The 18,781-nt window shown below is 69.7% G+C and carries 18 protein-coding genes and 2 pseudogenes; 6 read left to right on the plus strand and 14 right to left on the minus strand.

Annotated features, from left to right (window positions below):
• From ACWGIG_RS09110 to ACWGIG_RS09155, 10 genes and pseudogenes are all read right to left on the minus strand, one after another.
• On the minus strand, positions 1-504 hold a 504-nt coding region (locus ACWGIG_RS09110), incomplete at its 3' end, for a CHAD domain-containing protein (protein ID WP_453320893.1).
• A gap of 58 nt (positions 505-562) precedes the next feature.
• Complete coding sequence (locus tag ACWGIG_RS09115) at positions 563-2,926, minus strand: RNA degradosome polyphosphate kinase (protein WP_453320894.1); 2,364 nt, start codon at positions 2,924-2,926, stop codon at positions 563-565.
• Positions 2,927-3,324: 398 nt separating this feature from the next.
• The gene (locus ACWGIG_RS09120; RefSeq protein WP_453320895.1) at positions 3,325-4,320 is read right to left on the minus strand and encodes an ABC transporter permease; all 996 of its coding nucleotides are present in this window, start codon (positions 4,318-4,320) and stop codon (positions 3,325-3,327) included.
• On the minus strand, positions 4,317-4,985 hold the full coding sequence (locus ACWGIG_RS09125; protein ID WP_453320896.1) for a hypothetical protein: 669 nt from the start codon (positions 4,983-4,985) through the stop codon (positions 4,317-4,319). The genes ACWGIG_RS09120 and ACWGIG_RS09125 overlap by 4 nt, the downstream gene beginning before the upstream one ends.
• A gap of 53 nt (positions 4,986-5,038) precedes the next feature.
• Positions 5,039-5,992 (minus strand): ABC transporter permease, encoded by a 954-nt coding sequence (locus ACWGIG_RS09130; protein WP_453320897.1) that lies wholly within the window; start codon positions 5,990-5,992, stop codon positions 5,039-5,041.
• Positions 5,989-6,921: an ABC transporter ATP-binding protein gene (locus ACWGIG_RS09135; protein ID WP_453320898.1), complete on the minus strand. Its 933-nt coding sequence runs from the start codon at positions 6,919-6,921 to the stop codon at positions 5,989-5,991. The genes ACWGIG_RS09130 and ACWGIG_RS09135 overlap by 4 nt, the downstream gene beginning before the upstream one ends.
• Positions 6,918-7,325: a GntR family transcriptional regulator gene (locus tag ACWGIG_RS09140; RefSeq protein ID WP_453320934.1), complete on the minus strand. Its 408-nt coding sequence runs from the start codon at positions 7,323-7,325 to the stop codon at positions 6,918-6,920. Before ACWGIG_RS09140 ends, ACWGIG_RS09135 begins: the two co-directional genes overlap by 4 nt.
• Before the next feature lie 108 nt (positions 7,326-7,433).
• Positions 7,434-8,381 (minus strand): mycothiol synthase, encoded by a 948-nt coding sequence (gene mshD, locus ACWGIG_RS09145; protein WP_453320899.1) that lies wholly within the window; start codon positions 8,379-8,381, stop codon positions 7,434-7,436.
• 87 nt (positions 8,382-8,468) lie between these two features.
• Positions 8,469-8,894 carry a PDDEXK nuclease domain-containing protein gene (locus ACWGIG_RS09150; protein ID WP_453320900.1) on the minus strand — a complete coding sequence of 142 codons (426 nt, stop codon included), beginning with the start codon at positions 8,892-8,894 and terminating at the stop codon, positions 8,469-8,471.
• 115 nt (positions 8,895-9,009) lie between these two features.
• Positions 9,010-9,519: pseudogene (locus ACWGIG_RS09155) on the minus strand (DUF1016 N-terminal domain-containing protein); the annotation flags it as partial.
• Between the two features lie 118 nt (positions 9,520-9,637).
• On the opposite strand from ACWGIG_RS09155, the gene ACWGIG_RS09160 reads away from it, so the two are divergent.
• Entirely contained in the window at positions 9,638-11,479 is a 1,842-nt protein-coding gene (locus ACWGIG_RS09160) for a bifunctional metallophosphatase/5'-nucleotidase (protein ID WP_453320901.1), read from the plus strand.
• Positions 11,480-11,557: 78 nt separating this feature from the next.
• On the opposite strand, the gene abc-f is transcribed toward ACWGIG_RS09160, so the two are convergent.
• Entirely contained in the window at positions 11,558-13,162 is a 1,605-nt protein-coding gene (abc-f, locus tag ACWGIG_RS09165) for a ribosomal protection-like ABC-F family protein (protein WP_453320902.1), read from the minus strand.
• A gap of 203 nt (positions 13,163-13,365) precedes the next feature.
• Here abc-f and ACWGIG_RS09170 point away from each other — a divergent pair, with 203 nt between their 5' ends.
• Complete coding sequence (locus tag ACWGIG_RS09170) at positions 13,366-13,791, plus strand: hypothetical protein (protein ID WP_453320903.1); 426 nt, start codon at positions 13,366-13,368, stop codon at positions 13,789-13,791.
• Between the two features lie 173 nt (positions 13,792-13,964).
• Positions 13,965-14,318 (plus strand): hypothetical protein, encoded by a 354-nt coding sequence (locus ACWGIG_RS09175; protein ID WP_453320904.1) that lies wholly within the window; start codon positions 13,965-13,967, stop codon positions 14,316-14,318.
• 30 nt (positions 14,319-14,348) lie between these two features.
• On the opposite strand, the gene ACWGIG_RS09180 is transcribed toward ACWGIG_RS09175, so the two are convergent.
• Together ACWGIG_RS09180 and ACWGIG_RS09185 are read right to left on the minus strand one after the other, a co-directional pair.
• A complete protein-coding gene (locus tag ACWGIG_RS09180) occupies positions 14,349-14,531 on the minus strand; it encodes a DUF397 domain-containing protein (protein ID WP_453320905.1) in 183 nt (60 codons plus the stop codon).
• Positions 14,528-15,337 carry a helix-turn-helix domain-containing protein gene (locus ACWGIG_RS09185; RefSeq protein ID WP_453320906.1) on the minus strand — a complete coding sequence of 270 codons (810 nt, stop codon included), beginning with the start codon at positions 15,335-15,337 and terminating at the stop codon, positions 14,528-14,530. Before ACWGIG_RS09185 ends, ACWGIG_RS09180 begins: the two co-directional genes overlap by 4 nt.
• 122 nt (positions 15,338-15,459) lie before the next feature.
• Between ACWGIG_RS09185 and ACWGIG_RS09190 the strand changes: the two genes are divergently transcribed.
• The 3 genes from ACWGIG_RS09190 (at position 15,460) to ACWGIG_RS09200 (ending at position 17,744) form a co-directional block, all read left to right on the plus strand.
• On the plus strand, positions 15,460-15,762 hold the full coding sequence (locus tag ACWGIG_RS09190) for a hypothetical protein (protein ID WP_453320907.1): 303 nt from the start codon (positions 15,460-15,462) through the stop codon (positions 15,760-15,762).
• Positions 15,763-16,191: 429 nt separating this feature from the next.
• Entirely contained in the window at positions 16,192-17,208 is a 1,017-nt protein-coding gene (locus tag ACWGIG_RS09195) for a hypothetical protein (protein WP_453320908.1), read from the plus strand.
• Positions 17,209-17,378: 170 nt separating this feature from the next.
• Positions 17,379-17,744 (plus strand): PH domain-containing protein, encoded by a 366-nt coding sequence (locus ACWGIG_RS09200; protein WP_398423411.1) that lies wholly within the window; start codon positions 17,379-17,381, stop codon positions 17,742-17,744.
• A gap of 68 nt (positions 17,745-17,812) precedes the next feature.
• On the opposite strand, the pseudogene ACWGIG_RS09205 reads toward ACWGIG_RS09200, so the two are convergent.
• Positions 17,813-18,781: pseudogene (locus ACWGIG_RS09205) on the minus strand (exosporium protein); the annotation flags it as partial.

Raw genomic sequence — 18,781 nt, forward strand, 5'->3', positions numbered from 1 at the left:
GGCCGGAGTGGCGGAGGCCGGAGCGGCGGGCGCCTGGGCGCCGGTGGCCTGAGTGGCGGAGATCCGGGCGCCGGGGGCCTGGGCGCCGGAGATCTGAGCGCCGGGCGCCTGAGCGCCGGGCTCCCGGGCAGGGGTGCTCTCGCGGGTTCCCGCTCCCGTCGCGTTCCCCCTCGCCACCGGAAGGGCGGTCGGTGCGCCCAGTCGTTGCAGCGCGTCCAGCAGCCGCTCCAACCGCTCGGCGTACGCGTGCTCGCGCGCCAGCACCCCCGATACCCAGGCGAGTTCGGACCGCAGCGGGTCCGCCCAGCCGCGGTCCGTCAGGGGGCGGAAGGTGTGCAGCGCGCTGCCGATCCGCCGTGCCGAACGCCGCATGTCGAGCGTGGAGCGCGCGGAGCGGTCCTGGTCGGTGGCGTCCGAGCTCTCCCGGTGGCGGCGCAGCGCCCGAAGGAACTCGGCGGCCTGTGCGTGCAGGTAGGAGGCGAGGAGGTCGCCCTCCGCCTTCATGAGAGGGGTGCCCTCCGTCCTCGTAAGAGATCCGGGGTGGTGGTGTGTCGTGAGTGGCTCATGGCGTGGCACGTCGGCGCCTCCGGGCGTCGATCAGCATTTCCTGTACGTGGCGCAAGGGGTGTCCGTCCGCATCCGTGGAGTGGCGGGTCCAGTTGCCGTCCGGGCCGAGGTGCCAGGAGGCCGTGGCGTCCGACATGCCGGTCTCCAGCATGCGGCTCAGTGCCGCGCGGTGCGCCGGGTCGGTGACCCGTACCAGCGCCTCTATGCGGCGGTCGAGATTGCGGTGCATCATGTCGGCGCTGCCGAACCAGACTTCGGGTTCGCCGCCGTTTCCGAAGGAGAAGACCCGGGAGTGTTCGAGGAAGCGGCCCAGGATCGAGCGGACCCGGATGTTCTCGGAGAGGCCGGGGACACCGGGGCGTACGGCGCAGATCCCGCGCACCCAGACGTCCACCGGCACACCGGCCTGGGCGGCCCGGTAGAGCGAGTCGATGACCGCCTCGTCGACCATCGAGTTGACCTTGATGCGGACGTACGCGGGGCGCCCCGCCAGATGGTGGGTCACCTCCTTGTTGATCCGTGAGATCAGGCCGTCGCGAAGGGACTTGGGGGCGACGAGCAGCCGGCGGTAGGTCTCGCGGCGCGAGTATCCGGAGAGCCGGTTGAAGAGGTCGGAGAGGTCGGCGCCGACCTGCGGGTCGGTGGTCAGCAGGCCCAGGTCCTCGTACAGCCGGGCCGTCTTGGGGTGGTAGTTCCCCGTCCCGACATGGCTGTAGCGGCGCAGCAGCTCGCCCTCCTGGCGCACGACGAGCGACAGCTTGCAGTGCGTCTTCAGCCCGACGAGCCCGTAGACGACGTGGCAGCCCGCCTCCTCCAGCTTCCGCGCCCACTTGATGTTGGCCTGCTCGTCGAAGCGGGCCTTGATCTCGACCAGGACGAGTACCTGCTTGCCGGACTCGGCGGCGTCGATCAGCGCATCCACTATCGGCGAGTCGCCCGAAGTCCGGTACAGCGTCTGCTTGATGGCGAGTACGTCGGGGTCGGCGGCGGCCTGCTCCAGGAAGAGCTGCACGGACGTCGAGAAGGAGTCGTACGGGTGGTGCAGCAGCACGTCGCGCTCGCGCAGGGCCGCGAAGATGTCGGGGGCCGACGCCGACTCGACCTCCGCGAGGTCCCTGTGCGTGCCCGCGATGAAGCGCGGGAACTTCAGCTCGGGGCGGTCGAGGCCCGCTATGCCGAAGAGGCCGGTGAGGTCGAGGGGGCCGGGGAGCGGATACACCTCCGCGTCCGAGACCTTCAACTCCCGTACGAGCAGGTCGAGTACGTACGGATCGATGGACTCCTCGACCTCCAGGCGCACCGGCGGCCCGAACCGCCGCCGCATCAGCTCCTTCTCCAGCGCCTTGAGGAGGTTCTCGGCGTCGTCCTCCTCCACCTCCAGGTCCTCGTTGCGGGTGACGCGGAACATGTGGTGCGCCAGCACCTCCATGCCCGGGAAGAGCTCTTCGAGGTGGGCGGCGATGACGTCTTCGAGGGGTACGTACCGCTCGGGCGAGGCCTCCAGGAAGCGGGAGAGCAGCGGCGGCACCTTCACCCGGGCGAAGTGACGGTGACCGCTGACCGGATTGCGTACGACGACGGCCAGGTTCAGGGACAGGCCGGAGATGTACGGGAAGGGGTGCGCCGGGTCGACGGCCAGCGGCGTCAGCACCGGGAAGATCTGCTGCCGGAAGAGCGTGAAGAGGCGGGCCTGCTCCTTCTCGGTCAGGTCCGGCCAGCGAATGAGGTGCACCCCCTCGTCGGCGAGGGCGGGCGAGACGTCCTGCTGGAAACAGGCGGCGTGCCGGGCCATGAGCTCGCGGGAGCGGGTCCAGATCAGCTCCAGCACCTCGCGGGGCTGCAGCCCGGAGGCGGAGCGCGTCGCCACTCCGGTCGCGATCCGCCGCTTCAGCCCCGCGACGCGCACCATGAAGAACTCGTCGAGGTTGCTGGCGAAGATCGCCAGGAAGTTGGCCCGTTCGAGGAGGGGCGTCGCGGGATCCTCGGCCAGTTCGAGGACCCGCTCGTTGAAGGCGAGCCAGCTGCGCTCGCGGTCGAGGAAGCGGCCCTGGGGCAGGGGCACGCGGGTCCCGTCGCCGTACTCGTCCTCGCTGCCCCCTTCCCCCTCCGCGCCGCTGCTCTCCATGTACGTGTCGAGGTCCGAGTCGAGGTCGGGGTCCAGTCCGTGGTCGGAGGCGGCTGCGAGGATGCGCGTGCGGTGCGAGGCAATGGAGCCGACGGAGGGCTGTGGCGGCGGGGAGGGCTGCGAGTGCTGCACGGGGACGTCGGTACCGGTACTGGTGCCGGCACCGGTGCTGCCGGTGCTGTCGACACGGCCGGCGCCGTGGGCGCTGCTGCTGGGCTGCGACTGCTGGCTCATGGCCCCATTCTTCCGCGCGGGACCCTCGGCAGGCGCGCCGAAATAGAGGGCGGCGGGCGGAGAGTGCACGGGGGGTCGCATTGAGCGAGGGTCGCAAGCGTGTCTGAATCACGGGTTACGGGGAGGTGGCGTCCGGGGGAGCGGGTGCTTGCGGGCATCCCGGCCCATCCGGGTGCCTTCAGCCCTGTGCGGCACCTTCCAGCCCGTCCGGCGTTTGAGGACGCGCGGCGCAGCCGTGCACCGGGCGCAGCCCGGGACCCCAGCCCCCCACCGGGCGCGGGCCGTGCCGCCCCCCAGCCCCGCGGCGAGCGTTCAGGCGGAGGCGGGGAGGGGCAGCGCCGAAGGCGGCCCGCACCGCCCCCAGCCCCGCGGCGAGCGGCCCAGCTCCCGGCGGCTGCCTACCCGTGCAGCCTCCGCAGCGCCCGGAACGACGCCCACACCGCCACCGCCGCCAGGGCCAGCAGGATCCCCGTCTCCACCGCCTGGAGCGGCCAGAAGTGCGACCCGGGGTGGAAGTCCACGTACCGCTGCGTCGCCCCGCGCCCCGTCATGCAGTCCTGGAAGGTCACCTGCCGGGACTTCTGGACGAGCCGGAAGCACGTCTGGGCATCGAGCCGCTCCCCGGACGCCGTCTGCCAGCCCGCGCCGGTTTCCAGGCTGCCCGTGGCGCCCCTCAGGTTCACCCTGATGTCGGCAGGGGCCAGACGGGTCACGGCGGGCCACAGGTGCCATCGCACGCTGCTGACGGTCAGCATCACCGCGCCCGTGGCGAGGAACGCCGTCCCCATCGCGAGCGCCGTGCGCCGCACCAGCAGGCCGGTCAGCGCGCCGAGCGCGATGCCGAGGACCGTGTACCCGACGACCACCGGGCCCATCGCCTCGTACACCCCGCGTGAGTACCAGACGAAGGCGGACTCGTTCCCCACGAAGGGTGCCCGGCCCAGCCGGAAGACGCCGACCAGCACGCTCGTCGCGAGCACCGCGGCGACCAGCGGCAGCGCGAGCTTCGACGCGAGCCACCGGGCCGGGGACACGGACTGCATCCAGGCGATCTTGTACGTGCCCGACTCCAGCTCGCGGGCGATCATCGGCCCCGCGACGAACGCGCCGACGGCGAGCGGGAGGACGGTGAGAAGGACCCCGCCGTACGCGGCGCTGAGCATCAGCAGGCCGTTCACCTCGCCGGAGCCGTACACGTCGGCCCGGGACGGCGCGGCCTGAGCCGCCTCCCACCACCACCGCATGCCGCCCACCGCCACGGCGGCCAGTACGACGGCCACGGTGGCGGCCCACGTCGCGCGCCGGTGCTGCCACAGGACCACGCGGGCGGCGGACACGCGGGTGGCGGGGGCGGGGCCCGCGCCCGGCGGCCGAGGCGTGCTGAGCGAACTCACGAGGCATCTCCCGGCGGGGTGCGCAGGAGCAGGAACGCGAGGGCGACAGCCACGACGGCGCACCCCAACAGCGGTACGGTCAGCGTGAGTTGGTCCCCCCACGTCCCCTGCGGCTGGGAGCGGAGCACCACCAGGGCGAGGGCGAGGACGAGGGCCGCCGCCGTCATCGCCCCGGTCGTGTGCCGCACCACCAGTCCGGACGCCCCGCCGACGGCGACGGCGAAGAGGGTGAGGGCGGGCGGGGCCGTGGCCAGGGCCGGTTCGAAGGCGCCCGCGCCCTCCGCCCGTACCCACCACAGCAGTGCGGACAGCGGGACCGTCAGCCCGAGCAGTGCCCCCGCCGCCACGGCCAGCTTCGCCGTCAGCCAGCGGGCCGGGGTCACCGACTGCGTCCAGGCCATCTTGTACGTGCCCGAGGCCAGCTCGTCCGCGACCATCGGCCCCGCCACCAGCACCCCGCCGAGCAGCGGAAGCGCGATGCGCACCGCGTCGGCCGTGGTGAACGCCCAACTCCGGTCCGCCGCGCCGGGCCCCGCCCACACCAGTGCGCCGACCACCAGCACCACGGCGAGACCTGTCAGCACCACGGCGAGACGCAGCGCCGCCCGGTGCTGGTGCAGCACGTGCCGGTACGGAACGAACCGGCCCGCCGCGACCCCCTTCATGCCCCCCTTCACGCCCCCCGGCACGGCCTGCTGCGGCGCTGTGGCAGGCGCACTCATGACGCGCTGCCCGCGTGCCGCTTGCCCAGCACCCGGAAGGCCACCGTGACCGCGATCGCCGCGACGGCCAGCAGGATGCCCGTCTCGACGAGCTGGATCGGCCAGAAGTGGGACGTGGGGTGGACGTCCGCGAAGTACGTCACCCCGCCCTTGCCCGCCATGCACTGCTCGAACGTCATGCCGACGCCCTCGGGCCCCCAGCACGTCTGGCTGGGGATGCGGGTCCCGGACGAGGTGAGCATGCCCTCCGCGAAGTCCCACACGCCGACGGTGTTCACCACATCGATGGGCTTCTGCGACACGAGGGACTGCACCGGCCACAGCAGTTCCCGCAGCCAGAGCACGAAGGCCGACTGGATGACGACGACGATCAGACCGGTCACCACCATCGCGGGCACCGTCCTGCGCACCAGCAGTCCCACGAGCGTGCCGACGCCGATGCCCAGCGCGCACTGGGCGACCGCGACCGGGCCGAGCATCTCGTACGCGCTGCCGTACCAGCTGAAGGCCATGGCGCCGTGCTCCAGGCTGTTCCTGGCCGAACGGAACGCCAGCACCAGGACGGTCGTCCCGCTCAGCGTCACCGCCGTGGCGAGGGCCAGTTTGGCGGCCAGCCAGCGGGCCGGGGAGAAGGACTGGGTCCACAGCCAGGAGTACGTGCCCGTCTCCAGCTCGCGGGCCACCAGCGGGCCCGCGACGAACGCGCCGACCAGGGCGGGCAGCAGCGCCAGCGGGGTGATGGCGCGGTGGAGCAGAAAGGACAGGCCGGAGTCGGCGCCCTGGGAGACGGAGCCCTTCGGGTCGGTGCCCAGCAGCACGATCAGGAGGCCGGTCACGAGCAGCGCCGACACCAGCACCACGATCGTGAACACCTTGGCCGTGGTGCGGTGCTGGCGTGCGGCGACCCAGTGCGGGCCGCGCAGGGAGGGGAGGATCGTCAGGGCGCTCATGCGGCGGCTCCCGTGGTGGTGCGGGCGGACTTCGAGGCCTTGAGGTCGCGCGGCTCGGCGCTCGGCGTGAGCAGCGAGGGCGCCTCGGGGGAACGCATGTGGGCGAGCAGCAGCTCTTCGAGCGTCGGCTCGATGACCTCCCAGTCACCGTCGATACGGCCCTCGCGCCGTACCAGCGCCGTCATGTGACGGCCGGTCACCTTGGACTCGACGACCGTCAGGTCCGCGTCCAGCTCGGCCACCGGGCCCGACAGCAGGGCGTGTGCGGACAGCAGCTCGTCGGTCTCGCCGCCGAGGCGCACCCGGCCGTTCTCCATCAGGAGCAAGTAGTCGCAGGCGCCTTCGAGTTCGGCCAGGATGTGGGAGGAGATGACGACGGTGGTGCCGCTGTCGCCGGCCTCGGCGAGCAGGTTGCCCATCAGCTGGTGGCGGGCGAGCGGGTCCAGGTCGGCCATCGGCTCGTCGAGGAGCAGCAGGTCGGGCTGCTTGCCGAGGCAGAGGGCGAGGGCGACGCGGGTGCGCTGGCCGCCGGAGAGTTCGCGGACCTTGGAGGAGAGGTCGAGGCCGCCGTCGGCGACGATGCGGGCGGCGCGCTCGCCGTCCCACCGGCCCGGGTTCAGCTCGTGGCCCATGCGCAGCGTCTCGCCGATGGTGAACTGCGGGTAGAGGGGCTTCTCCTGGGCGAGGAAGGCGATGTGCTCACGGGACTCGCCGGGGCCCTTGCCCATCACCCGTACCGCACCCTCGGTGGGCCTCACCAGCCCGGCCAACTGGCCCAACAGCGTTGACTTTCCCGCCCCGTTGGGCCCGACGAGCGCGCAGATCCGGCCCTGCGGCAGCCGGAACGTACAGTCGCGCACCGCCCACTTGCCCGCTCGCCCGTACTTCTTGCCGAGGCCGACGGCCTCGATCGCGGCAGTAGTCGTCATGCCTGCTCCCCTTCGCTCACTTCGCTCGCAAAAACTTCGTCCAGTACGGAAGTGATGAGCGCGGCCACGTCGTCCCGGTCCATCCCGGACGTACGGGCGCGCTTCCCCCACTCCTCCAGCTCGTCGCGCAGCGGCCCCGAATCGGGCTGCTGCACGGCCCCCAGGGACCGGGTCACGAAGGTCCCCATCCCACGCCTGGCCTCCACCAGGCCCTCCCGTTCCAGCTCGCGGTACGCCTTGAGCACGGTGTTCGGGTTGATCGCGGTGGCCTCCACCACCGCACGGGCGGTGGGGAGTTGGTCGCCGGGCTCCAGCAGGCCGAGCCGCAGGGCGTGCTTGGTCTGCTGCACGATCTGGAGGTAGGTGGCGACGCCACTGCGCCGGTCGATGCGGTACTCGACCACTACGCTCACCCCCCTTTCACTAATCAAGTAGTGAAAGGGTGATCCAAAGAAGGGCCGGTGTCAATCGACACCGGCCCTTCGGGTGAATCCGTGGGTGTTCCTCGGGTGTTACGACTCGGTTCGGTACATCAAGTCCGTTTCGTACGTCGTGAAGCCGAGGCGTTCGTAGACCGTCACGGCGGCGATGTTGTCGGCGTCGACGTACAGCGAGGCGGTCGGCAGGCCCTGGGCGGCGAGGTGGCGGAGCCCGGTCGCGGTGAGTGCCTTGCCGAGCCCGCCGCCCTGCGCGCCGGGCGCGATCCCGACGACGTACACCTCGCCGAGCTGCTCGGCGCCGTGCACCTTGGTCCAGTGGAATCCGACGAGCTCCCCGCCCTTTCCGTCCTCCCCGCCCTTCTCTGCGAGGAAGAAGCCCTTCGGGTCGAACCAGTCCTCGCCCTTGCGGTCGTCCAGGTCCCGCTGCGTCAGCGAGCCCTGCTCGGGGTGGTGCGCGAAGGCGGCGGCGTTCACGGCCAGCCACGCCGCGTCGTCCTGCCCGGGGACGAAGGTCCGGACGGTGACGCCCTCGGGATAGACCGGCTCGGGGATGTCCAGCGGGCTCAACGGCCGCCGCAATTGCCGCAGTTCGCGGAACATCGTCAGCCCCAGCACCTGCGCGAGGTGCCGCGCCGCCGACTTCCCGCCGTGCGCCCACACCCGCAGCCGCCGCCCGGAAGCTTCCAGAAGGGCGTCCCCGAGGGCCCGCCCGTGCCCCTTGCCGCGCTTTTCGGGATGGACGACGAGCTCGGCGGCCGGCGCCTCGACGGGATCGGTGTCCTCAAGCTGGGCGTACCCGAGGAGGGTGCCGTCGGAGGGATCGCCGAGCAGGAAGTGCCGTACGCCCTCCCGCCTGCCGCCCCGCAGCTGAAGCCGCCCCTGCTCGGAAACGGCCTGCACGCCGTCGGAGCGGGCGGCGGCGGAGAGAAGTTCCAGTACCTGCGCGGCCTGGTCCTCGGTGAGGACGTCGAGGGTGGTCAGACGGCGGGCGGGGACGGGGAGGGATGCGTCGCTGGTCATGGGGTCGAGGGTACGGGGGGAGGGTCGAACGGTGGGGTCGAACGATCTGTCCAACAACCCGTTGGACAGATCGTTCGACCGTGCTGTTCAGTCGGCGGGTGCTTCGTGACGGAGGACCTTGTCGGCGACTCGTGACAAGTCCTCTGTGCTGGGCAGAAGCTCGCGCATCTGCTGGGGCAGCCCTGCGTAAGTGCTCACAGCCAAGGGCTGGCTGTATCCGCGCAGCGCGTATTCCACTATCGACCGGTCCCGACTCTCAGCGATGAGGATGCCGAGGGTGGGGCCGTCGACCTCCTTGTCACGTAGTCGGTCGTCCACCACGGAGACATAGAAGCCGAGCTGGCCGAAGTGCTCGGGGTGGGCCCTCTTGGTCTTGAGCTCCAGAACGACGTAGCAGTGCAGTCTGCAGTGGTAGAAGAGCAGGTCGATTCGGAACTCTGTGTCGCCCACGACGATGGGGTACTGGCGGCCGACGAAGGCAAAGCCCACACCCAGCTCGGTCAGAAATGTCACCAGGGTCACCTGGCAGGGGCACATCGAAGTTGTTGGCTGCCGCCCCCTTGGCCAGGTGCAGCTTGGTGTGGATCATGGATCCTAGGTAGTTACGGGACCAGCCGTGGGAGACGGAGTGTTGAGCGTAGAAGTCCAGCTCATAAGAGGTCTTGCATTTGTCGAGGAGTAGCTGGACGTGCCCCCAGGGCAATTGCGCAGCAGCTTGCTGCGCAAATTGTTCGACCCATGTTCGAGCCATCTGCTGCATGTACTGAAGGTTGCGAGTGCTGAAGCCTCTCTGGTTCGGGAACTCGGTCCTCAGCTCTGCGGCAATGCGCGCGATGACCTTGGTGCCCCACCGTTCTCGGCCCTGCTTCTTCAGGATGGTTTGCCCGATCTCCCAGTACATGCAGAGCATCTCGGTGTTCACCTTGAGCTGCGCCCGCACATGCGCACCCCGCACGATCGACTTCAGGTCGTCGACCATGTCGTGGAACCCGGGCGGCAGTCCTGACCCCTGAGCCGGTACGGCAACGGCAGCGGCCTCGACCGCGATCTTCTCGTTCACGCGCACAGGCTTGCGTCCCGCATATGCCCTGGCGCGAAATTCGTCCACACTTACCCAAACGGGTGGCATACGTCGCATCCCTGACGTACCGCCAACGGAAACCACCTCGTAACCCGTCACCCCCTGTTGCGCTACGCGCGTTGACTTTAGGCTGCCGAAGCAGCCCCACCTTCACGCTGAACTCACAAGGGGACAGATGTCAGCGAACCCTCGTCCGAACCGCACCGCCCGGCGGTTCCTCGTCGCCGCCGCGGGTCTCACCACCGCCGGCGCCCTCGTCGCCGCGATGCCCGCGTCCGCGAACGGCCACGGCACCAACGGCGGTGGCACCGGAAACGGTCACCACCCGAAGCCTTCCTCCCGCACCGTCGACGTGCAGCTCCTCTCCTTCAACGACCTGCACGGCACCCTGGAGCCCCCGGCCGGTTCCTCGGGCAAGGTCGGCACGGTCGACGCAGGCGGCGTCGAGCACCTGGCGACCAGCCTCCGCAAGGCTCGCGAAGGCAAGAAGTACTCGGTCACGGCCACCGCGGGCGACATGATCGGCGGGAGCCCCATGCTCTCCGGGCTCTTCCACGACGAGCCCACCGTCGAAGCGCTGAACAAGATGAAGCTCGACGTGAGCAGCGTGGGCAATCACGAGTTCGACGAGGGCTCCGCGGAGCTGCTGCGCATCCAGAACGGCGGCTGCCACCCCACCGAGGGCTGCTACGAGAAGGACAAGAAGGGCAAGCCCAAGAAGTTCAAGGGCGCCGACTTCCCGTACCTCTCCGCGAACGTCACCAAGGAGAAGACCGGCAAGCCGCTCCTCAAGCCGTACTCGGTCTGGAAGAAGAACGGCGTCAAGATCGGCTTCATCGGCGTCACGCTGGAGAACACCCCGGGCGTCGTCACGGCCAACGGCGTCAAGGGCCTGAAGTTCCACGACGAGATAGAGACCGTCAACAAGTACGCCAAGGAGCTCGACCGGCAGGGCGTGAAGTCCATCGTCGCGCTCATCCACGAGGGCGGCGCACCCGCCTCCACCGCGTACGACTACAACTGCGACAGTCCGGGCGCCGGTGACGGCATCTCAGGACCGATCACCGACATAGCCAAGGGCATCAGCCCGAAGGTCGACGCGCTGGTCACCGGCCACACCCACCAGTCGTACGTGTGCACCATCCCCGACCCGGCGGGCAACCCACGCCTGGTGACCTCCGCCGCCTCCTTCGGCAAGGTCTACACGGAGACGACCCTCACCTACGACCGCCGTACCAAGGACATCGTCCGCACCACGGCCAAGTCGCCGGCCTCGCGCAACTACATCGTCACGCGTGACCAGCCCGAGCGGGAGACGCTCGGCGCGGACATGCGGAAGCTGATCGAGCGCTGGAACGTCCTCGCCGCCCCCATCGCCAACCGTCCCCAGGGCTACATCTCCGCCGACATCAACGGGCGTGGATCGACGGCGTACGAGAAGCCGCTCGGCGACCTGATCGCCGACGCCCAGCTCTCGGGCCTCGCCCCGGCCGACAAGGGCGGCGCCCAGATAGCCCTCATGAACCCGGGCGGCATCCGCTCCGACCTCGTCTTCAAGGCCTCCGGCGCCGAGGGCGACGGCGTGGTGACCTACGGCGAGGCCTTCACGGTCCAGCCCTTCACCAACCTCATGAATGTCGTCGACCTGACCGGCGCCGACCTCATCGCCGCCCTGAAGCAGCAGGTCAGCGGCGGCAACGAGGCCTCCCCGAAGATCCTCCAGATCTCCAAGGGCCTCACCTACACCCTCGACCTGACCAAGAAGGGCGCCGACCGCGTCGACGCCGCCACGGTCAAGCTGAACGGTGTCGCGCTCGACCCGTCCAAGACCTACCGCGTCGCGATGAACGAGTTCCTCGCGGGCGGCGGCGACAACTTCCCGGCCCTCGGCCTCGGCAAGAACAAGCTCAACGCGGCCTCCGACCTGGACGTCTTCAACGCCTACCTGGCCGCGAACTCCAGCGCCGACAAGCCGATCGCACCGCCGGCGGCGGACCGGATCACGATCGTCAAGTAAGCGTTACTGCTTGTCAGTTGGGGCGGTGCTTCCGGGAATTCCCGGGAACACCGCCCCTTCCGCGTTCACCGCCCCAGCTCAAGGCGCTCGCCGCCCCAGCTCAAGGCGCTCGCCGCCCCGGAAGCCGTCCCGCAGACGCCGGTCGTGCGTGGCGACGACGAGGCTGCCCGGGAAGGTGGCGAGGGCCGCCTCCAGCTCCTCGACGAGGGCGGGGGAGAGGTGGTTCGTCGGCTCGTCGAGGAGCAGGAGGTCGAGCGGACCTGCGGCGAGCAGGCCGGCCAGCTCCAGCTTGCGGTGCTGCCCGGTGGAGAGCGCGGCGACGGGTGAGGACAGGTCCGCCTCCCTGAACAGGCCGTGCGTGAGCAGCAGTTGGGCGTACTCCTCTCCGTACGCGGCCCGTACGGATCGCGTGTCACGGGTGACGGCGTACGGGGTGTTCTGCCGGAGGAAGCCGACCCGGGGCGGCCGTACGACGGTCCCGGAGTCGGGGACGAGGGCCCCTGCCAGGACCGCCAGCAGCGTCGACTTCCCGGCGCCGTTCGGCCCGGTGACGAGCAGGCGGGAGCCGGGGGCGATCGTCAGCGACTCCACCGCGAGTCGCCCGGCGACGCGTACGTCCGACAACTCCACTGCTGTGTCCGGGAGTTGGCCTTCCACGTGTCCGGTGAACCTCAGCGGTTCCGGCGGCGGGGGTACGGGGTTCTCGGCCAGCCTCTCCAGCCGCTCGCGCGCGTTCCTGATCCGGCCCATCGCCCCGTGCGCCCGCGACCTCGCCCGGAAGGCGCCCGCGCCGCTGAAGCCGCGCGGGACCTTGCGGGGGATCGCGGCGAGCGCACCGTTGCCGTTCTCCGCGAGGGCGGACCGGCGGGTGATCTCCTCACGCCACTCGTCGTACGCGTTCGACCAGCGGGCCCGCGCGGCGGCCTTCGCGGTGAGGAAGCCCGCGTAGCCGTTGCCGTACCGGCGTACCGTCCGCAGATCTCCGTCCACCTCAAGCACGGTCGACGTGACCCGCTCCAGGAACGCACGGTCGTGCGTGACGGCGACGACCGTGCCGCGGTGTGCCCGCAGCCTGTCCTCCAGCCACTCGACTCCCTTGTCGTCCAGGTCATTCGTGGGCTCGTCGAGGAGCAGCAGCTCGGGGGCTGCGGCGAGTACGGCGGCGAGTGCGAGCCGTGAGCGCTGGCCGCCGGAGAGGGTGCCGAGCGCCCGGGTGCGGTCGAGGGTCTCGGTCTCCCCGAGGTGGTGCAGCGCGGTGTCGACGAGCCGGTCGGCTTCGTACCCGCCGCGCGCTTCGAACTCTTCGAGGAGGGTGGCGTACGCGTCCAGGTCTGCGGTGGCCTCGGCGGTGTGGATCGCGCGCTCCAGCTCCCGTACGTCCTGGAGCGCGAGGTCGATCGCGTCGCCGACGAGGGCGGTGTCCGGGAGGTCGAGGGTCTGGGTGAGGTGCCCGATGCCGCCGGGGAAGGTGACGGTGAGGGTGCCGTCGTCGGGCTGCTCCTGTCCGGCGAGGAGCCTCAACAGGGTTGATTTCCCTGACCCGTTGTCACCGACGACCCCGACCTTTTCGCCCGGCCGGACGGTGAACGACACCCGGTCGAGGACGGTGCGGTCGCCGTAGCGCTTGGTGATGTCGGCGAGGGTGAGCTGGGAGGTGCCGGTGAGGGGCGCTGCTGGGAACAAGTGGAAGGCCTTCCGTAGGGGGCATCTTCAAGACGAGACGTGCCGTCTTGTTTGATGAAGGTACCGCCCTTTGCTGCTCCCCGCAAGACGCTCCGTCTCGTTGGTTGTCGCGTCCGTCACCGTTACGGGTGATGCTGTGCGATCTCCCGGTGGCCGGATCCGTACGCGGGTTACGTTCGGTCACATCATCCCCATGGAGCGGAGTGACCCTCGTGACGGACCTGGACATGGACGAAGAATCGCCCCGGATGGCCTCGCAGGGGTTCGGGAAGCGCTCGGCCCCCGATCAACTCCCGCCCGCTGAGCAGGACTTCGCGCACCTGCGCAAGCGCGAGGCGATCATTGCCCGCTACCTCGACGGCCTTCCCGAAGGTGCTGCCATCAGCATCGACGTCCTCGCCCGGCAACTGGACGACTACGGCTCCACCGCCATCGGCACGGCCCTCAAGCGTCTGATCGCCGAAGGGCACCTGTATCGGCTCCGGAGGACGGTGAAGGGCCCGACCGGCCGGGCGTTCCTCGTGACGGAGTCCTACTTCAGTCGCACGGCGAGGTCCGAGGAGTGGTGGCAGGAGAAGGTCGCGTCGGTGCCGGCCGCGGTACCGGTGGCCCCGTGGGGGCGGTGGTAGTCCGCTGCGGCCCCGCTGCGGGTCCATCGAACGATGTAGTCGGGGTCGTTCGCCGGAACGAGATTTCACGTGCAGGAGCCTGGGAGTCTTTGTAGGCCCGCGCCGACCACTCTTGTTTCAGGATTGCGAGGACCCCTGTGCCTTCCGTCATACGCACCCGAGTCGCTGTCACCTTGGCCGCCTCGGCACTGGCCGCCACCGGACTGATCGGCTGCGATGCCGTGGACAAGGCGCTCGACTGCGCCCAGGTGGCCACGGACACCTCCATGGCGGTCAAAGACTTCCGGAAGGAGATCTCTGACGGCGTCGAGAGTTCGAAGGCGACGAAGGAGGCACTCGACAAGATCGAGAAGATCCTTGACAAGGTCACCGACAAGAGGACCGACGCCGACATCGACCAGGCGATCAAGGACCTTCAGACAGAAGTCGACAAGGCCCGGAAGACGGCCGAGAAGGGCGACGCGACGTCGGACCTCGGCGGGGTCAAGGACGCGGCGGGCAAGATGTCGAAGGCGTGCACCAACTGAGCAGGTCCCTTGTCCTCACCCGAGAGGGTTCTACCTGACCAGGGTCAGGAAGGTGTTCCAGGCGTGGTCGGTGACGGTGATGACGGGGCTTGCGTCGGCGAGTTTGGTGTCGCGGAACTGGGTGAGGCCGGGGATGTTGTCGGCGACCTCGACGCAGTCGTCATTGTCTCCGCCGCTGTACGAGGACTTGTGCCAGTTCGGTACCTTGCTCAATGGAACCTCTTCAGTGCGTCATGGATTGCCGCAGAGGACGCCTCGGGTGTCAATGCGTGGGCGGCGAGCCGATCATAGACCTTCTGGTAGCGCAGAACCTGGTCCGGTTCCTCGCTGTATCGCCCGGTATCGAAGCCCTCGGAATAGGCACCTCGGACGCCTCCGGGGAAGGTGAGGATGGTCAGCGAACCAAGGATCTGACCTGCTCTGTTGGGGAGAATGCGGATGCAGATGTTGGGCTCTTCCTGAGAGTCCAGAAGCTTCTTGAGCTGGCACTCAGTGGTGGTATGCAAGGCTGCCTCAGCGAGAACCGCCGTCATCCACGGAGGGTCCTCCCGTTCCCAAATGGCGTGGCGTGCCATGCGTTGCTCTACGAAAGAGTCCACGTTCTGCGGGGCGAACGCCTGCCCCGTCTGCATCAACTCACGCGCATAGTCTGGTGTTTGAAGTAGCCCAGGGATCAGGAAGCTGGACGTCTGCAACATCTCCGCGCTCTGCTGTCGCAGCAAGTAGGACTTTGCGTAGTCCCTGACCGTGGCCTGCTCCAGAATCTTGACCAGATTCACCAGCTCATCCGGTCGTAGCCCCAGTGCCAATTCGATCTTCCGCGCCAGATCCGTATCCGGCGGCGTGTCCCCCGTCTCCACCTCCGAGATCCGGGACTGACTTGCGAAGACCCGCCGCGCCAGGAACGTCTGCGACCAGTCCTCGCCCGGAACCTTCGCCCTGGTCTTCGCCAGCCGTGCTTCCTGGACCACATTGCCGATGTACTGCTCGATGTTTTCGCTGGGGTCAGGCTCTCGCATCTTTGGCATATGCCCAGTACCTCGATCGCGCTCCGATAGCGAACTCCTACCGATCGTAACCGTGAGTGGTCAACCTGGATGGAGAACAACGGAGTTCAACCGCGAGAGCTGGAAGAAGAGGCATGACGCACGAGCCCAGAACCCCCACCACACCCCCGCGCGACACCGCCCAGGAGCGGCAGAATCAGACCGCCACCGTCGCCTTCAACGAACTCTTCGCCGCCCTGGCGAAAGCCGGCACCCTCCTCCCGCACCTCACCCTCTGCCTCGACGAGCCCGGAGTCCCGCTCGACCTCGGCCGGCTGAGCGCGGTGGACTGCCTCAACCTGGCCCGGAAGCTCAACTTCCTCCTTGCTCTTGAGGTCGAGATCCAGAAATCACGGGCCATCCTCCTGGGCCACCGGTGGACGGCGGAGCAGAGTTGAGCGCCGAGGACGGGGGTGAGGCGGTCCTGTGCCCCGGATGCCAGAAGATCGTTCTGTGGATGGACGGTACGAGCCGCTGCCCGGCCTGCCGCGCACCGCTGCCGGTGGTCTACCCGCTCCCGCAGCCCGTCGGCCCGACCCCCTCTGACCAGGCCTTACAGCCTTGAGATTCGAGCTCAGAGAATCGAGTCGTTCTTACTCGGAAGAGGCCGGTGGGAACTTACCCACCCACCCGCCCTTTGCGCCCACGCGTCCCCGCGTACGCACGCGGGCGACGCCAACTCGCCTGTTCAGCAAGCCGGGTGACGTTTCGTGACCAGGTGGCGGCAGCGAGTCGCGACCGTGTACGGTCCGTCACAACAGAACGGCCCCTGTGGGTGTTAGAGCACCGCACAGAGGCCTGACCATTTCGATCGTGGAGCCGATCTCATGGCTGTTCAGCAGCTTAGTCGTACCCTCCATGCCCCCGCCCACCCCATGGCCTCCCCCGGCTTCGGGAAGCGCGAGGCTCCGGACCAACAGCCGCGCCGCAAGGGCGATTTCGCACACCTGCCCAGGCGTGAGGCGGCCATCGCGCAGTACATCGACCGGCTGCCCGAGGGTGCCGACATCAGCATCAAGACCCTCGCCCGCGAGATGGCCGACTACGGCCAGTGCGCCCTCGGCACCGCGCTCAACCGCCTCGCCGCCGCCGGGCACCTGATCCGTCGCCGCACCGGGCTCATGGACGACCAGGGCAACGTCCGCTACGTCACCGAGTCCCACTTCAGCCGTACGCCCAGGCCCGCCGCCTGGTGGCACGACGTCTTCACCGACACCGTGCCCTCCTCGGGGTACGACGACCCCGAACCGGGTGTGACCCGAAGCGACGGTCACGAGGGTCGGGGCTTCCGCGCGCTGGCCCGGCTCGGGCGGCGGGAGCCGCAGTTGGCGCTGTCGGAGAGCGAATGTTACGCGCTCGCCGAGACGGCGGGGGAGTGGTTCCGGCGAGGGGCGAGCGAGACCCAACTCGCCTACGCCCTCACGCTGTTGCTGCCCGCCCGGATCACCCACCCCTTCGGCTTCGTACAGTCGCGGCTGTTGTCCAAGCTGCCGCCCGAGCTGCCCCCGGCACCCCTCGGCGTGGCGATGACCGAGTGCGTCGGGTGCGGGGCCGCCGGGCGGCCCGAGGAGCTGCCGGGCGGGTTGTGCCGCCCGTGCCGGAGCGCGCGGCCGGTGCGGTGCGCGGACGGGGAGCGAGGCGGTGGATGCGGGCGGCCCGGCTGCGAGGATCCCGCGTGCGGGCCCTCGCCGAAGGCTGTACGGGGCAAGGCCGCACGCATTCGCAGGGAGATGCGGGTGAGGCGCGAGCGCGAGGGTGGGAGCGGGAGCGGGAGCGGGAGCGGGAGCGGGAGCGGGAGCGCGGCCCCGGCGGGCCGGTCGCGACGGGGGCGTAAACGCCGGTAGGCCCGTGACGGAACGTCGCTCGGCGGTGGTGTCGGCGCCCCGGCCCGACCCTCCCCGCTCCGTCCGATCGCACAGACCTCGGCTCGGCCCTGGTCACCCCCGTACAGTGGCAAGATCCCACATTCCACCCGGGATGCGGGGGCTGTAGATCACTGAGTGGGGGGCCTGACATGGCACTGTTCGGAAACGCGCACACCGTAGACCCGGCGAAGGCGCAGAACGAGTACGCGCGGCTCCTCGGGCACGGTGAGCAGGTGCACGCCGCGTACGTGCTGATACGCGACACCATGCTGTTCACGGACCGTCGGCTGATCATGGTCGACAAGCAGGGGATCACCGGCAAGAAGGTCGAGTACCACTCGGTGCCGTACCGCACCATCACGCACTTCGCCGTGGAGACGGCCGGACACTTCGACCTCGACGCGGAGTTGAAGATCTGGATCTCCGGCAACCCGACGCCGATGCAGAAGACGTTCACGAAGGGCGTCGACATCTACGAGGTCCAGGCGATCCTCACGCAGTTCGTGGCCCGCTGACACGGCGGCGGTGGCTGGTTCTCCCCCTGGGGATGCCAGACGGACGACCGGATGCCTCAGACGCTCGGCTAGTTGTACGAGGCGCAGTAGGCGTACGCGGTGATCGGGAAGGTGGTGGCGGTGGAGTCCATCTGCTGCCAGGACACCTTCCACGAGTTGGTTGCCAGGTCGGCCTTGCTCTGCCAGAACCAGTTGTTGAGAGTCCCGAAGGTGTTGGTCCGGTTGCCGTGGGAGAACCCGCCGCCCACCACCTGTGTACCGCTGGGGCACGTGGCGGTCACGGTGATCTGCCCCGAGGCGGCGGCGGGCAACGTCACCGGGGCGCTCGCCACTTCGGTGATCTTCGGCAGCTTGTTCGGGCCGGGGTCACCCTTCTCGCCCTTCGCACCCGTTGCGCCGGTGTCGCCCTTCAGGCCTGTGTCGCCTTTCGCGCCTGCGGGGCCTGTGGCACCCGCCGCGCCGGTGGCGCCTGGGTCCCCCTTCGGGCCCGTGGGGCCCGCATCACCCTTGGGCCCCGCAGGGCCGGTTGCACCGGTGTCGCCCTTAGCTCCCGCCGGACCGGTGTCGCCCTTCGCGCCTGCGGGGCCCGTGGGACCCACTGCACCGGTGTCGCCCTTCAGGCCTGTGTCGCCTTTCGCGCCGGTGGGACCCGTGGCACCCGCCGCTCCGGTGTCGCCCTTCGGGCCCGCCGGACCGGTGTCGCCCTTGTCGCCCGCAGCGCCCGCCGCGCCGGTGTCGCCTTTCGCGCCGGTGGGACCCGTGGCACCCGCCGCGCCGGTGTCGCCCTTCGGGCCTGAAGGTCCCGCATCACCCTTGGCACCTGCTGGGCCGGCCGCGCCGGTGTCGCCCTTCTCCCCCTTGGCCCCTGTCGGACCGGCCGCACCGGTGTCGCCTTGGGGGCCCGCAGGGCCGGTTGCACCGTCGGTGCCAGGCTCGCCCTTGGCCCCATCTGCGCCTGCCGGACCTGTGTCCCCCTTGGCGCCCTCGGCGCCATCTGCACCCGTCGGCCCCATCGCGCCGGTGTCGCCCTTTGCGCC

This window comes from Streptomyces sp. NPDC054863 (genome assembly GCF_053610825.1).

Excerpts from the sequence above, each read along its gene's own strand:
- ACWGIG_RS09160 (WP_453320901.1), top strand. The coding sequence starts at position 9,638 with ATGTCAGCGAACCCTCGTCCGAACCGCACCGCCCGGCGGTTCCTCGTC.
- ACWGIG_RS09195 (WP_453320908.1), top strand. The coding sequence starts at position 16,192 with ATGGCTGTTCAGCAGCTTAGTCGTACCCTCCATGCCCCCGCCCACCCC.
- ACWGIG_RS09135 (WP_453320898.1), bottom strand. The coding sequence starts at position 6,921 with ATGACGACTACTGCCGCGATCGAGGCCGTCGGCCTCGGCAAGAAGTAC.
- ACWGIG_RS09200 (WP_398423411.1), top strand. The coding sequence starts at position 17,379 with ATGGCACTGTTCGGAAACGCGCACACCGTAGACCCGGCGAAGGCGCAG.
- ACWGIG_RS09125 (WP_453320896.1), bottom strand. The coding sequence starts at position 4,985 with ATGAAGGGGGTCGCGGCGGGCCGGTTCGTTCCGTACCGGCACGTGCTG.
- mshD (WP_453320899.1), bottom strand. The coding sequence starts at position 8,381 with ATGACCAGCGACGCATCCCTCCCCGTCCCCGCCCGCCGTCTGACCACC.
- ACWGIG_RS09115 (WP_453320894.1), bottom strand. The coding sequence starts at position 2,926 with ATGAGCCAGCAGTCGCAGCCCAGCAGCAGCGCCCACGGCGCCGGCCGT.
- ACWGIG_RS09130 (WP_453320897.1), bottom strand. The coding sequence starts at position 5,992 with ATGAGCGCCCTGACGATCCTCCCCTCCCTGCGCGGCCCGCACTGGGTC.
- ACWGIG_RS09185 (WP_453320906.1), bottom strand. The coding sequence starts at position 15,337 with ATGCGAGAGCCTGACCCCAGCGAAAACATCGAGCAGTACATCGGCAAT.
- ACWGIG_RS09190 (WP_453320907.1), top strand. The coding sequence starts at position 15,460 with ATGACGCACGAGCCCAGAACCCCCACCACACCCCCGCGCGACACCGCC.